The organism is Geobacillus sp. YHL, assembly GCF_022341265.1.
Taxonomy (GTDB): domain Bacteria; phylum Bacillota; class Bacilli; order Bacillales; family Anoxybacillaceae; genus Geobacillus; species Geobacillus thermoleovorans.
Map to the genome: position 1 here is coordinate 330,902 of NZ_JAEIGB010000001.1, position 13,927 is coordinate 344,828.

At 54.7% G+C, this 13,927-nt stretch carries 11 protein-coding genes, 1 other RNA gene and 1 other annotated feature; of the genes, 11 read left to right on the forward strand and 1 reads right to left on the reverse strand.

The genetic code is table 11. The annotated features are described in order from the left end of the window. Nucleotides 1-5 precede the first annotated feature (5 nt). From recJ to JCR24_RS01615, 11 genes are all read left to right on the forward strand, one after another. Nucleotides 6-2,372, forward strand: a complete 2,367-nt coding sequence (gene recJ / locus JCR24_RS01565) for a single-stranded-DNA-specific exonuclease RecJ (protein WP_042380643.1) — start codon at nt 6-8, stop codon at nt 2,370-2,372. Beyond that, complete coding sequence (locus JCR24_RS01570) at nt 2,363-2,875, forward strand: adenine phosphoribosyltransferase (RefSeq protein WP_013144641.1); 513 nt, start codon at nt 2,363-2,365, stop codon at nt 2,873-2,875. The genes recJ and JCR24_RS01570 overlap by 10 nt, the downstream gene beginning before the upstream one ends. 148 nt (nt 2,876-3,023) lie before the next feature. Beyond that, entirely contained in the window at nt 3,024-5,222 is a 2,199-nt protein-coding gene (locus tag JCR24_RS01575; protein ID WP_011232055.1) for a RelA/SpoT family protein, read from the forward strand. A gap of 23 nt (nt 5,223-5,245) precedes the next feature. Beyond that, a complete protein-coding gene (dtd, locus tag JCR24_RS01580; RefSeq protein ID WP_031205947.1) occupies nt 5,246-5,704 on the forward strand; it encodes a D-aminoacyl-tRNA deacylase in 459 nt (152 codons plus the stop codon). 81 nt (nt 5,705-5,785) lie between these two features. Beyond that, nucleotides 5,786-5,959, forward strand: a complete 174-nt coding sequence (locus JCR24_RS01585) for a hypothetical protein (RefSeq protein ID WP_238979962.1) — start codon at nt 5,786-5,788, stop codon at nt 5,957-5,959. A gap of 234 nt (nt 5,960-6,193) precedes the next feature. Continuing rightward, on the forward strand, nt 6,194-6,757 hold the full coding sequence (ahpC, locus tag JCR24_RS01590; RefSeq protein ID WP_011232052.1) for an alkyl hydroperoxide reductase subunit C: 564 nt from the start codon (nt 6,194-6,196) through the stop codon (nt 6,755-6,757). A 15-nt stretch (nt 6,758-6,772) separates the two neighbouring features. Continuing rightward, a complete protein-coding gene (gene ahpF / locus JCR24_RS01595) occupies nt 6,773-8,302 on the forward strand; it encodes an alkyl hydroperoxide reductase subunit F (RefSeq protein ID WP_129447176.1) in 1,530 nt (509 codons plus the stop codon). A gap of 200 nt (nt 8,303-8,502) precedes the next feature. Further along, nucleotides 8,503-8,734: a binding site (T-box leader), on the forward strand. A 46-nt stretch (nt 8,735-8,780) separates the two neighbouring features. Continuing rightward, complete coding sequence (gene hisS / locus JCR24_RS01600; protein WP_238979963.1) at nt 8,781-10,061, forward strand: histidine--tRNA ligase; 1,281 nt, start codon at nt 8,781-8,783, stop codon at nt 10,059-10,061. A gap of 4 nt (nt 10,062-10,065) precedes the next feature. Beyond that, nucleotides 10,066-11,838 carry an aspartate--tRNA ligase gene (gene aspS, locus JCR24_RS01605; protein WP_238979964.1) on the forward strand — a complete coding sequence of 591 codons (1,773 nt, stop codon included), beginning with the start codon at nt 10,066-10,068 and terminating at the stop codon, nt 11,836-11,838. Nucleotides 11,839-11,913: 75 nt separating this feature from the next. After that, a non-coding RNA gene (gene ssrS / locus JCR24_RS01610) (6S RNA) lies at nt 11,914-12,100 on the forward strand. Between the two features lie 151 nt (nt 12,101-12,251). Beyond that, nucleotides 12,252-13,016, forward strand: coding sequence for a tRNA threonylcarbamoyladenosine dehydratase (locus JCR24_RS01615; protein WP_014196406.1), 765 nt, complete (start codon nt 12,252-12,254; stop codon nt 13,014-13,016). 142 nt (nt 13,017-13,158) lie between these two features. Here the strand turns inward: JCR24_RS01615 and JCR24_RS01620 are convergent, their stop codons facing one another. Continuing rightward, nucleotides 13,159-13,809 (reverse strand): RsfA family transcriptional regulator, encoded by a 651-nt coding sequence (locus tag JCR24_RS01620; protein WP_014196405.1) that lies wholly within the window; start codon nt 13,807-13,809, stop codon nt 13,159-13,161. Between the last annotated feature and the right edge of the window lie 118 nt (nt 13,810-13,927).

Genomic DNA, 13,927 nt, shown 5'->3' on the forward strand with positions numbered 1-13,927 from the left:
GAGACATGTTGAAAGCGAAAACGCGTTGGGAGGTGGAGCGCCTCGATGAGCAGGCGGTGAGGCGGCTGGCTGAGGAAGCCGGCGTCACGCCCTTATTGGCGAGGCTTCTCGTCCGCCGCGGGGTGCGGACGGCCTCGGAGGCGGCGGCGTTTCTCAATCCGCTTGAGCAACCGTTTCATGATCCGTTTTTGCTTGATGGGATGGAGCGAGCGATTCAGCGTCTAAAGCGGGCGATCGACGCGGGTGAACGCGTGTTGGTATACGGCGATTACGATGCCGATGGCGTTTGCAGCACGTCGGTGATGGTGAGTGCTCTCAAGGAGGCGGGGGCGTCGGTCGAGTTCTACATTCCGAACCGATTTACGGAAGGATACGGGCCGAACATGGCGGCGTTTCGCTCCGCAAAAGAGCGCGGCGTTTCCGTCATTGTGACCGTCGACAATGGGATTGCGGCGGTCAAGGAAATTGCGGCCGCCAACGAGTGGGGGATGGATGTCATCGTAACGGATCACCACGAGCCAGGTCCGGTGTTGCCGGAGGCGCATGCGATCATTCATCCGAAGCAGCCGGGAAGTACATATCCGTTTCGCGATTTAGCCGGCGTCGGCGTTGCGTTTAAGGTAGCCCATGCCTTGCTTGGGCGGGTGCCGCGCCATTTGCTTGATTTGGTCGCGATCGGCACGATCGCTGATTTGGTTCCGCTTGTTGGGGAAAACCGCCTCTTTGTTGCACACGGGCTTGAAGCGTTGCGAGCGACGGAGCGCATCGGGCTGCGCGCTCTTTTTCGGCAATGCCGCATTGATGCGGCGGCCATCAACGAACAGACGGTCGGATTTGTCATCGCTCCGCGCTTGAACGCGGCGGGGCGCCTCGGCGGCGCCGATCCGGCAGTGGCGCTCTTAATGACGGACGATGAGAACGAAGCGGTGCAGCTGGCGGCGGAGATGGACGAGTTAAACCGCGAACGTCAGCAGCTTGTGGCACAAATCGCTGAAGAAGCGGCGGACATGGTGCGCCGCCAATTTCCTCCTGAGGAACATCGCGTCTTGGTTGTGGCAGGCGAAGGATGGAATGCCGGAGTGGTGGGCATTGTCGCTTCTAAGCTTGTCGAGCAGTTTTACCGCCCGGCGGTCGTGCTTTCAATCGACCGGGAAAAAGGGATCGCCAAAGGGTCAGCCCGCAGCATTCATGGGTTTGACTTATTCGCCAGCCTGTCGCAATGCCGCGACCTGTTGCCGCACTTTGGCGGCCACCCGATGGCGGCGGGGATGACATTGTCGCTTGATGATGTCGAAGAATTACGGCAACGGCTGAACGACATCGCCGCCGAAACGTTGTCTGAGGACGATTTTACGCCGCCGACGTTCATTGATGCTTCCTGTTCGATTGCTGAGTTGACGCTGTCGGCCGCCCGCAGCCTTGAGCGGTTCGCTCCGTTTGGCGTCGGCAATCCGCGGCCGCTTGTTCTCATTGAAGGGGCGTCCGTTGAAACCATGCGGCGCGTCGGGGCGAACGGAGCCCATATGAAAGCCGTCTTTTCCCAAGACGGGGCCGCGATCGATGCCATCGGCTTCGGCCTTGGGCCGTTATGCGAAGAAATCGCTCCGGATGCGCGCATTTCGGCGGTCGGGGAGCTGTCGGTGAACGAATGGAACGGGTTCGCCAAGCCGCAGCTGTCGTTGTGTGATCTGGCGGTCAGCGACTGCCAGCTGTTTGACGTCCGCGGCTGCCGCGACGTCCGTCCACTTCTTGAGCGGCTGCCAAAAGAGAAGCGGCTAGTCGTCTCCTTTCGCTGTGAAACTGGGCAGCGCCCGGACGTGGCGCCATTTCGCGGGGAGCTTCATTGCGTGCCGACCGAAGAAGAGGCGGGCGCCTTATCGATTGACGACCGCTATGTCGTGCTGCTTGACGTGCCGCCGCGGCTGGCCTTGCTGTCGGCGCTTCTTGGCAGCGGGCGGCCGGCGCGCATTTACGCGGTGTTTGCCCAGCCCGAGGCGCAATTTTTCCGCACGTTTCCGACGCGCGAACATTTTAAATGGTTTTACGCCTTTTTGCATCAACACCGTTCGTTTCCGCTCGCCAAGCGCGGTGGTGAGCTGGCCCGCGCCCGCGGTTGGACGGAAGAGACGGTTCATTTTATGGCGAAAGTATTTTTAGAGCTTGACTTTATCAGCGAACAAAACGGCGTCATTTCGCTCGTTCATCAGCCGGCGAAGCGCGATTTGCACGAATCGCCGACGTACCGCCGGCGGCGGGACGAGCTCGAGGCGGAGCATCAGTTAGTCTATTCCACTTACGAGCAATTGAAACGCTGTTTGGCGGAAATGACACGTTCGCAAACGCACGAGGAGGCAAACGTATCATGGACTTAAAACAATACATTACGATTGTGCCCGATTTCCCGAAGCCGGGCATCATGTTTAAAGATATTACCACGCTGATGGACAACGGTCCGGCGTACAAATATGCGACCGACCAAATTGTTCAATATGCGCGCGAAAAACAAATCGATATCGTCGTTGGTCCGGAAGCGCGCGGCTTTATCATCGGATGCCCAGTCGCCTATGCGCTTGGCGTCGGATTTGCGCCGGTGCGCAAGGAAGGGAAGCTGCCGCGCGAAGTCGTCCGTGTGGAGTATGGCCTGGAATATGGAACAGATGTCTTGACGATGCATAAAGATGCCATTAAGCCAGGGCAGCGCGTGTTGATCACCGACGACTTGCTGGCGACGGGCGGGACGATGCGGGCGACGATCGATTTGGTGGAACAGCTCGGCGGAGTGGTGGCCGGATTGGCGTTTTTGATTGAGCTTACCGAGCTTGGCGGCCGCAAAAAATTGGAAGGCTACGATATTTTGACGCTGATGCAGTTTTAAACAGTCGACATTGTTCGCATCTTCGGATACAATAAAGAAAAAAGGGGCACTCACACATGAGTGCTCTTTCTTATTAACCGTATGAACGCAACGGACCTCTGTGCTTTGCAGCTTCAATTTTAATCGATTAAAAAGGTGATTCAACCCTATGGCCAATGAACAAGTGCTGACAGCGGAGCAAGTGTTTGAACGAGCGAGCTGTTATTTGTCGGAACAAGACGTCGCCTTTTTGAAAAAGGCGTATGAGTTTGCCAAGCACGCCCATCGCGACCAATTTCGGAAATCGGGCGAACCATACATCATCCATCCGATTCAAGTCGCGGGCATTTTGGTGGACTTAAAGATGGATGCCACGACGATCGCCGCCGGGTTTTTGCATGATGTCATCGAAGACACCGAGGCGACAAAAGAAGACCTCGAGCGCGAGTTCGGCGCGGAAGTGGCGATGCTTGTCGACGGGGTGACGAAGCTTGGGAAAATTAAATATAAATCGCAGGAAGAACAGCAGGCGGAAAACCACCGGAAAATGTTTTTGGCCATGGCGCAAGATATCCGGGTCATTTTGATCAAGCTCGCCGACCGGCTGCACAATATGCGGACATTGAAACATTTGCCGGCCGAAAAACAGCGGCGCATTGCCAATGAGACGCTCGAAATTTTCGCTCCGCTCGCGCATCGGCTCGGCATTTCGAAAATCAAATGGGAGCTTGAGGATACGGCGCTTCGCTATTTAAACCCGCAGCAATATTACCGCATCGTCAATTTAATGAAGAAAAAGCGGGCCGAGCGCGAGCAATATTTGGAAGAAGTCATTCAAGAAGTGCGCGAACGGCTCAACGAAGTGCATATTCCTTGCGAAATTTCCGGGCGTCCGAAACATATTTACAGCATTTATCGAAAAATGGTGATGCAAAATAAACAGTTCAACGAAATTTACGATTTGCTCGCTGTCCGCATCATCGTCAACAGCATCAAAGACTGCTATGCTGTGCTCGGCATTATTCATACATGTTGGAAACCGATGCCCGGGCGCTTTAAAGACTACATCGCCATGCCGAAGCCGAACATGTACCAATCGCTCCATACGACGGTGATCGGCCCAAAAGGCGAACCGCTTGAGGTGCAAATCCGCACGTTTGAAATGCATCAAATCGCCGAGTTCGGGATTGCCGCCCATTGGGCGTACAAAGAAGGAAAGACGATCAAACCCAACTCATTTGAAGAAAAGCTGTCTTGGTTTCGGGAAATTTTGGAATGGCAAAACGACGCGAGCAATGCCGAAGAGTTCATGGAATCGCTCAAGATGGATTTGTTTTCCGACATGGTGTTCGTCTTCACGCCAAAGGGCGATGTCATCGAGCTGCCGGCCGGATCGGTGCCAATCGATTTCGCTTACCGCATCCATTCGGAAATCGGCAACAAGACGATCGGGGCGAAAGTGAACGGCAAAATGGTGCCGCTTGATTACAAGCTGCAAACGGGCGACATCGTCGAAATTTTAACTTCCAATCATTCGTACGGTCCGAGCCAAGACTGGCTGAAACTGGCGAAAACGTCGCAGGCGCGCAACAAAATCCGCCAGTTTTTCAAAAAGCAACGGCGCGAAGAAAACATCGAAAAAGGCAAAGAGATGGTCGAAAAAGAGGTGCGCAGCCTCGGCTTTGAGCCGAAAGAAGTGATGACGGCGGACAACGTAAAGCGCGTCGCCGAAAAGTTCAACTTCTCGAACGAAGACGATATGTATGCGGCAGTCGGCTATCATGGCATCACAGCGGCGCAAATCGCCCATCGGTTGACGGAAAAATGGCGGAAGCAGCGCGATCTCGAGGAACAGCAGCGCAAACTGGCCGAAGCGGTCTTCGAAGCCAAGCTGCCAGCTGGCAAAAAGCGCGACTGCGGCATTCGCGTCCAAGGAATGGACAACTTGCTCATCCGTTTGTCGCGCTGCTGCAACCCGGTGCCGGGCGATGAAATTATCGGCTTCATTACCCGCGGCCGCGGCATTTCCGTCCACCGCGCCGATTGCCCGAACGTCAAGACCGAAGAAGCGGCCGATCGATTGATTGCCGTTGAATGGGAGAGCGGAGCAAACGGCGAGCGTGAGTACAATGTCGATATTGAAATCACTGGCTTTGACCGTCGCGGCCTGTTGAATGAGGTGCTGCAGGCGGTGAATGAAACGCGCACCGATATTTCCGCCGTCTCGGGACGCTCAGACCACCGACATAAAATTGCGACGATCCATATGACAATCGCCATTCATAATTTGAGCCACTTGCAAAAAGTCGTCGAACGAATCAAACAAATTCCCGACATTTATTCCGTCCAGCGCTTGATGAACAACTAAGGGCGGCGAAAGGAGGGATGCAAGTGAGAGCGGTCATCCAGCGGGCGAAAGAGGCCAAAGTCACCGTCGGCGGCGAAGTCGTTGGTGCCATTGATGCGGGTTTTGTCGTCCTTCTTGGCATCACGCATGAAGATACAGAAGACGATGCTGCCTATTTGGCTGAGAAAATCGCTCATTTGCGCGTTTTTGAAGATGAAGACGGAAAAATGAACCGCTCCTTGCTTGACGTCGGCGGGGCGGTGCTGTCGGTGTCGCAGTTCACCCTTTACGGCGACTGCCGAAAAGGCCGGCGCCCGAACTTTATGGCGGCGGCCAAGCCCGACCATGCCTTGCCGCTGTATGAGGCGTTCAACGCCGCTTTGCGCGAAAGAGGCGTTCATGTAGAAACCGGCGTATTCGGTGCGATGATGGACGTATCGCTCACAAACGACGGGCCAGTCACCTTGATCATCGACAGCAGCGAGAAACCGGGAAACAGATGAAGTTTCCCGGTTTCTTTTTTATTTTCGGCGAAAAATGGGAAAGATGAAAACAAGTGCGGCGATAGAGAAAGGAGGAGCGCGATGCGGCAAACCAAAAGAGGCGAGCAGGCGCACCGGACAAACGATGTGCTGTCCGTCGACTTTCACGAATGGGTGCGGCTCGAGGCCCAATATAGAGCGTTTGAGTTGGCATCCGAATTCGGTGTGGCGCCGAAAGACGTACAAATGTTGAGAAAACAGCAGCCCCGTCCGTAAACATGGCGAGTTGGAAGGAGCGCACGGGGCGTGCGGATGTTTCGTGGGCCGAGGCAGTGTGGCTGTTCAGACGAAACAGCTGCGAATGAGCGCTGCGCATCCGCTCAACACTGATCCGGCTCGGTAGAGGAAAAAATCCATTGCATATGTATTGACAAACATATGCCCCTATATGATAATAAGTATTGGTTTAAAATTATTATAAACTAACAGTCGCAGGAGGTAGATGAAGCAATGTCTTTGGTTGGGAAAAAAGTACAACCATTCCGTGCCCAAGCGTATCACAACGGCGAATTCATCGAAGTGACAGAGCAAGACTTCATGGGAAAATGGAGCATCGTTTGCTTCTATCCAGCGGACTTTACGTTCGTCTGCCCGACGGAGCTCGAAGATTTGCAAGACCACTACGCGACGTTCAAAGAACTTGGCGTGGAAGTGTACTCAGTTTCGACCGACACCCACTTTACGCATAAAGCATGGCACGATACATCGCCAGCCATCAGCAAAATCGAATACGTGATGATTGGCGATCCTTCGCATCAACTGTCGCGCATGTTTGATGTGCTCGATGAAGAACAAGGATTGGCGCAGCGCGGCACGTTCATCATCGATCCAGACGGCGTCATTCAAGCGGTGGAAATCAATGCGGACGGCATCGGCCGCAACGCCAGCACGCTGATTGATAAAATTAAAGCGGCCCAATATGTGCGCAACCATCCGGGTGAAGTCTGCCCGGCGAAATGGAAAGAAGGAGCGGAAACGCTGAAGCCAAGCCTAGACCTCGTCGGCAAAATTTAAGGGGGGGCTTAGGCGATGCTGCTGGATGCTGACATCAAGGCGCAACTAGCCCAGTATTTGCAATTGCTTGAAAATGATATTGTCTTGACGGTAAGCGCGGGAGACGACAACGTTTCCCGCGATATGCTTGCTTTAATCGATGAATTAACGGCGATGTCGCCGAAAATCAAAGTGGAAAAAGCGAAGCTGGAACGAACGCCAAGCTTCAGCGTCAATCGGGTCGGCGAAAACACCGGCATCACCTTCGCCGGCGTGCCGCTCGGCCATGAATTTACGTCCCTCGTTTTGGCGCTGCTTCAAGTGAGCGGGCGGCCGCCGAAAGTCAGCCAAGACGTCGTGGACCGCATTCAACAAATCAGGGGCAAACATCATTTTGAAACGTACGTCAGCTTGACTTGCCACAACTGCCCGGACGTCGTGCAAGCGCTCAACATCATGAGCGTGTTAAACCCGAACATTTCGCATACGATGATCGACGGGGCGGCGTTTAAAGAAGAAGTGGAGCAAAAAGGGATTATGGCCGTACCGACGGTGTTTTTAAACGGCAAACTGTTCGCGAGCGGCCGCATGTCGCTTGAAGATATCCTCGCCAAATTAGGGAGTGCTCCGGACGCTTCTTCCTTCGCCGACAAAGAGCCGTTTGATGTGCTGGTGATCGGCGGCGGCCCTGCAGGTGCGACAGCAGCCATTTACGCAGCGCGCAAAGGCATTCGCACTGGCATTGTCGCGGAGCGCTTCGGCGGACAAATTTTAGATACGCTCGGCATTGAAAACTTTATCAGCGTCAAATATACGGAAGGACCGAAGCTTGCGGCCAGCATTGAAGAACATGTAAAGCAATACAACGTCGACATCATGAGCTCGCAGCGGGCAAAACGGCTCGAGAAAAAAGACTTGATTGAAGTCGAGCTGGAAAACGGCGCCGTGTTGAAAAGCAAAACGGTTGTCATCGCAACGGGCGCCCGTTGGCGCAACCTTGGCGTGCCGGGCGAGGAAGAGTTCAAAAACAAAGGGGTCGCCTATTGCCCGCATTGCGATGGCCCGCTGTTCGAAGGGAAGCACGTGGCGGTCATCGGCGGCGGGAACTCTGGAGTCGAAGCGGCGATTGACCTCGCTGGCATCGCCAGCCATGTGACGCTGCTTGAGTTCGCCCCTGAACTCAAGGCCGATGCTGTTTTGCAAGATCGTTTGTACAGCTTGCCGAACGTAACGGTGATTAAAAACGCGCAAACGACGGAAATCACCGGCACGGACAAAGTCAACGGCTTGACGTACATTGACCGGGAAACAGGGGAAGAACATCATATCGAATTGCAAGGCGTGTTCGTACAAATCGGCCTTGTTCCGAACACCGAATGGTTGGAAGGAACGGTGGAACGGAATCGCTTCGGTGAAATCATTGTTGATAAACGCGGCGCAACGAACATTGAAGGCGTCTTTGCCGCGGGCGACTGCACGGACAGCGCCTATAAGCAAATCATTATTTCGATGGGCTCGGGTGCAACCGCAGCGTTAAGCGCGTTTGATTATTTGATTCGCCATTAAAGAGAGCCGAAGGTGGACCGCCTCTTCGATCCCATGGAGGGGCGGTTCAATGAATCGGCTCTCTTTTTTTAAACAAGGTGAAAAATGTGATGAGACATCAAAGTTTTTCTCTTTGCGAAAAACCATGGATCACAGCCGCTAGGACAACTTGACAAACGGCCGAGATTGTCCGTAATATAAAATTACATCTTTCTCATACGGAACAACCGATGATGGAGAAAAGTAGTTAAGGCCCACATGGCCAGAGAGGAAACGCCTAAGGCTGCGAGCGTTTCTCCATGATGGCTTAACGAAAGACACTCCGTAGGTTTCCTTTTGAACGCGCTTTGCGCCAGTAAAAAGGAACGCGCGTCATGCGTTAATGGCGACAAGCGGAAGCCGGATCGGCTTCAATTAGGGTGGCACCGCGGGAATGACGCTCTCGTCCCTATCGATGACAGGGACAAGGGCGTTTTATTTTGGGCAAAGGAGGATGAGCATGGCTTTTCAAATTCCAAGAGGGACGCAAGATGTGCTGCCAGGGGACACGGAAAAATGGCAATATGTCGAACATGTTGCCCGCAACCTTTGCAGCCGATACGGGTATCAGGAAATCCGGACGCCGATTTTTGAACATACGGAGCTTTTTTTGCGCGGCGTGGGGGATACAACGGACATTGTGCAAAAAGAAATGTACACGTTCGAAGACAAAGGGGGGCGCGCGCTGACGCTCCGCCCGGAAGGCACGGCGCCGGTTGTCAGAGCGTTTGTCGAGCATAAGCTGTACGGCAGTCCGCACCAGCCGCTGAAACTGTATTACAGCGGGCCGATGTTTCGCTACGAGCGTCCGGAAGCGGGACGGTTCCGCCAGTTCGTCCAGTTCGGCGTCGAGGCGCTCGGCAGCAGCGATCCGGCGATTGACGCCGAGGTGATGGCGCTAGCGATGCATATTTACGAAGCGCTTGGCTTAAAACGGATCCGGCTTGTCATGAACAGCTTGGGCGACCTTGACAGCCGCCGGGCGCACCGAGAGGCGCTTGTTCGCCATTTTTCAAACCGCATCCACGAGCTGTGCCCGGACTGCCAGACGAGGCTTCATACGAATCCGCTCCGCATTCTCGACTGCAAAAAAGACCGCGATCATGAGCTGATGGCGACGGCGCCGTCGATTTTAGACTATTTAAATGACGAATCGCGCGCCTATTTTGAGAAAGTGAAACAATACTTGACAGCGCTCGGCATCCCGTTTGTCATCGATGCGCGGCTCGTGCGCGGGCTTGACTATTACAACCACACGACGTTTGAAATTATGAGCGAAGCGGAAGGATTTGGCGCGGCGGCGACGCTGTGCGGCGGCGGGCGTTACAACGGGCTTGTCCAAGAAATCGGCGGTCCGGAGACGCCGGGCATCGGCTTTGCCTTGAGCATCGAGCGGCTGTTGGCCGCCCTTGACGCCGAAGGAGTGGAATTGCCGGTGGAGAGTGGGCTTGACTGCTATGTCGTCGCTGTCGGTGAGCGGGCGAAAGACGAGGCGGTCCGCCTCGTTTATGCATTGCGCCGCTTTGGATTGAGGGTCGATCAAGATTATTTGGGCCGAAAATTGAAGGCGCAGCTGAAGGCCGCCGACCGGCTTGGGGCATCGTTTGTCGCCATTATCGGCGATGAAGAACTCGAGAGACAGGAAGCGGCGGTAAAGCATATGGCGAGCGGCGAGCAAACGAATGTACCGCTCGGCGAGTTGGCGCACTTTTTGCATGAACGGATCGGGAAGGAGGAGTGAGCGAATGGAACGCACATATTATTGCGGAGAAGTGCCGGAAACGGCCGTCGGCGAGCGCGTCGTGCTCAAAGGCTGGGTGCAAAAGCGCCGCGACTTAGGCGGCCTCATTTTCATTGACTTGCGCGACCGAACGGGCATCGTCCAAGTTGTCGCCAGCCCGGACGTGTCGGCTGAAGCGCTGGCGGCAGCGGAGCGCGTGCGGAGCGAATACGTTTTAAGCGTCGAAGGAACGGTCGTCGCCCGCGCGCCCGAGACGGTCAATCCGAACATCGCGACCGGCCGCATTGAAATTCAAGCGGAACGAATCGAGATCATCAACGAGGCAAAAACGCCGCCGTTTTCGATTTCCGATGACACGGATGCGGCGGAAGACGTGCGCTTAAAATATCGGTATTTGGATTTGCGCCGCCCAGTCATGTTTCAAACACTGGCGCTTCGCCACAAAATCACAAAGACGGTGCGCGACTTTTTGGATAGCGAATGCTTTTTGGAAATTGAAACGCCGATGTTGACGAAAAGCACGCCGGAAGGGGCGCGTGACTATTTGGTGCCAAGCCGCGTCCATCCGGGCGAATTTTACGCCTTGCCGCAGTCGCCGCAAATTTTTAAGCAGCTGCTCATGGTCGGCGGCGTGGAACGGTACTACCAAATCGCCCGTTGCTTCCGTGACGAGGATTTGCGCGCTGACCGCCAGCCGGAATTTACGCAAATCGACATCGAAATGTCGTTTATCGAACAAAAGGATATTATGGATTTAACCGAACGGATGATGGCTGCCGTCGTGAAAGCAGCAAAAGGGATCGACATCCCGCGCCCGTTTCCGCGCATCACGTATGACGAGGCGATGAGCCGCTACGGCTCGGACAAGCCGGATATACGCTTTGGCCTCGAGCTCGTCGACGTATCGGAAATCGTCCGTAATTCAGCATTTCAAGTGTTCGCCCGCGCCGTCAAAGAAGGAGGCCAAGTGAAGGCGATCAACGCGAAAGGCGCTGCCCCTCGCTATTCGCGTAAAGATATTGACGCCTTAGGAGAATTTGCCGGCCGCTACGGGGCGAAAGGGCTCGCCTGGCTGAAAGCGGAAGGCGAAGAGCTGAAAGGACCGATCGCCAAGTTTTTCACCGATGAGGAACAGGCGGCGCTGCGTCGAGCGCTTGCTGTCGAAGACGGAGATTTGCTTTTGTTTGTCGCCGACGAAAAAGCGATCGTCGCAGCGGCGCTCGGCGCGTTGCGGCTGAAGCTTGGCAAGGAGCTCGGCTTGATCGACGAAGCGAAGCTCGCGTTTTTGTGGGTGACGGATTGGCCGCTTTTGGAGTATGACGAAGAAGAAGGGCGCTATTACGCCGCCCACCATCCGTTTACGATGCCGGTGCGCGACGACATTCCGCTGTTGGAGACAAACCCAAGCGCCGTCCGCGCGCAGGCGTACGATCTCGTCTTAAATGGCTATGAGCTTGGCGGCGGCTCGCTTCGCATTTTCGAGCGGGACGTGCAAGAAAAAATGTTCCGCGCCTTAGGGTTCAGCGAAGAAGAAGCGCGCCGCCAGTTCGGATTCTTGCTTGAGGCGTTTGAATACGGCACTCCGCCGCACGGCGGCATTGCGCTTGGCCTTGACCGGCTGGTGATGTTGCTCGCTGGGCGCACGAACTTGCGCGATACGATCGCGTTTCCGAAAACGGCGAGCGCGAGCTGCTTGCTTACCGAAGCGCCGGGGCCGGTCAGCGACAAGCAGCTCGAGGAGCTGCACTTGGCGGTTGTGCTTCCAGAAAACGAGTAACAGCGGCATCTGAAAAAGAAACGTTGGCAATAGATGTTCACAAAGGCTGAAAAATGTGTTACAATAAAACTAACAACCGTCCTAATGTGTTCGTCGGATCACTGATCGTTTTGACCGAACAGTTTATGATCCGGGAGCTCGGGGTTTCCAAGCGGCGTGCACGCCTCTTCGTCACAGGGGAAGCGCAAACCTTGGAACAGGGCACCCACCTATGGGAGAGCGGGTTCAAAACGAAGGCATCGACGGCACGATTGGGACTGGCGACATTAAGGAATCAACAGCATTTCCCCTATGCGGATGGCCGCATAGGGGTTTTGTTTTGCCAGCAAAATGCCGTTGCCTCTTTTGCTGTCTTGATGGTAGGATAAAAAGCGGCATAAACATCAATTTTGAAGCAAACGGAGAGGAGAACGATGCTGCACCAATTTTCCCGCAATGAACTCGCGATTGGCCCTGAAGGGTTGGAACGCTTAAAAAACGCCACCGTCGCCGTCCTTGGCGTCGGCGGCGTGGGGTCGTTCGCCGTCGAGGCGCTCGCCCGTTCCGGCATTGGCCGATTGGTGCTTGTTGATCGCGATAACGTCGATATCACCAACATCAACCGGCAAATCCATGCGTTGCTCTCGACCATCGGGCGTCCGAAAGTGGAGCTCATGAAAGAGCGCATCGCCGACATCAACCCGGCGTGCGAGGTGATCGCTTTGCAAATGTTTTATACGGAAGAGACGTATGAGCAATTTTTCGCCTATGATCTGGATTTTGTCATCGATGCGTCCGACACGATTGTGTACAAAGTGCATTTGATGAAACAATGCCTCAAGCGCGGCATTCCGATCATCTCCAGCATGGGTGCGGCGAACAAAATGGATCCGACCCGGTTCCGCATTGCCGATATTTCGAAAACACACACCGATCCGATCGCGAAAGTCATCCGCGCCAAGCTGCGCAAAGAAGGGATCCGCCGCGGCATTCCGGTCGTCTTTTCCGACGAGAAGCCGGTGAAAATCCGCGAAGATGTCCGCCAGGTCGTCGGCAATGACGCTTCGCCGATCCGCAAGGCGAAAATGCCGCCGTCTTCGAATGCTTTCGTTCCATCAGTTGCCGGGCTTATTATGGCTTCCTACGTGATTCATCGTCTATTAGAGGGAATTCCCATAAGGCGCGTTGGCGACGATTGAACGACTCCACCTTCATTTCGAACAAAATGGGAAGGTGGAGATTCCTGTGAACATCGGTGCATTCACCGGTTTGTTAGCGGGCGCTGTCCGTCGTTCCAGCGGTGAAAACGTGTCCCGATGCTTGTTGGGGCACCTTCTTTTTTTATGAATGGGCGAGCGATTCGTTCGATCCGTTCGCCTCGGCGGCAAACAGCTGGGCAAGAGAGAAGCGGTCGCCTTCTTCGGAAGCGAGCTGGCGGGCGCGGGCCATGATTTTCACGAGCGCTTCATAATCTTCTTGCACGGTGGTCTGCCTCGTTTCAAGGCGTTCGAGTTTTTGAGCAAGCTGTTCGTTCCGCGTCTGCCATTCCGCCCGCTCGCGTTTCAGGCGCTCGTTGTCCTGGCGGATCGCTTCCATCTCCTCGATGCCGCGCCGCAATGTTTGCAAAAATGAAATGCACTGCTCCAGTGTCAATGGGGCCGCCGGGAGAAAAGGCGATGACCCTTCGGCGCCATCCCGTTCTCCAGAAGGACTCCAAGCAGCAACCGTACTGTCTTTTTGCCACTTTTTCATCATTTCGAGCGCCCGTTTCCGTTCTTTCCGCTGCTTTTTTGCCTGTTCGATCGCCTCAAGGTACCGTTTGCGCACCTCGGCGTTCCAACGGAATCCGCATGCTGCCGCTGTGCGGTGCAGTTGTCTCCCAACGACTTCAAAAGCGGCAAGTTGCGTTTTTCCTTCGCGTATATATTGCAGCACCGTTTCAGCCAACAGTACATCTTCTTCATGTGACCAAGCATCCTGTCTTGTTTTCATGTTGTCCACCCCATCAAATGGTAATGTTGATATGGTCATAGTTTTTCCGTTTGATTTCCACTTTAAACTTCGCCCTTTTCATTTTTCCCATTTTCATGTATCATAGAAATAGTTTTGT

Coding starts and splice junctions, on each gene's coding strand:
- recJ (WP_042380643.1), top strand. CDS start 6: ATGTTGAAAGCGAAAACGCGTTGGGAGGTGGAGCGCCTCGATGAGCAG.
- JCR24_RS01570 (WP_013144641.1), top strand. CDS start 2,363: ATGGACTTAAAACAATACATTACGATTGTGCCCGATTTCCCGAAGCCG.
- JCR24_RS01575 (WP_011232055.1), top strand. CDS start 3,024: ATGGCCAATGAACAAGTGCTGACAGCGGAGCAAGTGTTTGAACGAGCG.
- JCR24_RS01585 (WP_238979962.1), top strand. CDS start 5,786: ATGCGGCAAACCAAAAGAGGCGAGCAGGCGCACCGGACAAACGATGTG.
- ahpC (WP_011232052.1), top strand. CDS start 6,194: ATGTCTTTGGTTGGGAAAAAAGTACAACCATTCCGTGCCCAAGCGTAT.
- ahpF (WP_129447176.1), top strand. CDS start 6,773: ATGCTGCTGGATGCTGACATCAAGGCGCAACTAGCCCAGTATTTGCAA.
- hisS (WP_238979963.1), top strand. CDS start 8,781: ATGGCTTTTCAAATTCCAAGAGGGACGCAAGATGTGCTGCCAGGGGAC.
- aspS (WP_238979964.1), top strand. CDS start 10,066: ATGGAACGCACATATTATTGCGGAGAAGTGCCGGAAACGGCCGTCGGC.
- JCR24_RS01615 (WP_014196406.1), top strand. CDS start 12,252: ATGCTGCACCAATTTTCCCGCAATGAACTCGCGATTGGCCCTGAAGGG.
- JCR24_RS01620 (WP_014196405.1), bottom strand. CDS start 13,809: ATGAAAACAAGACAGGATGCTTGGTCACATGAAGAAGATGTACTGTTG.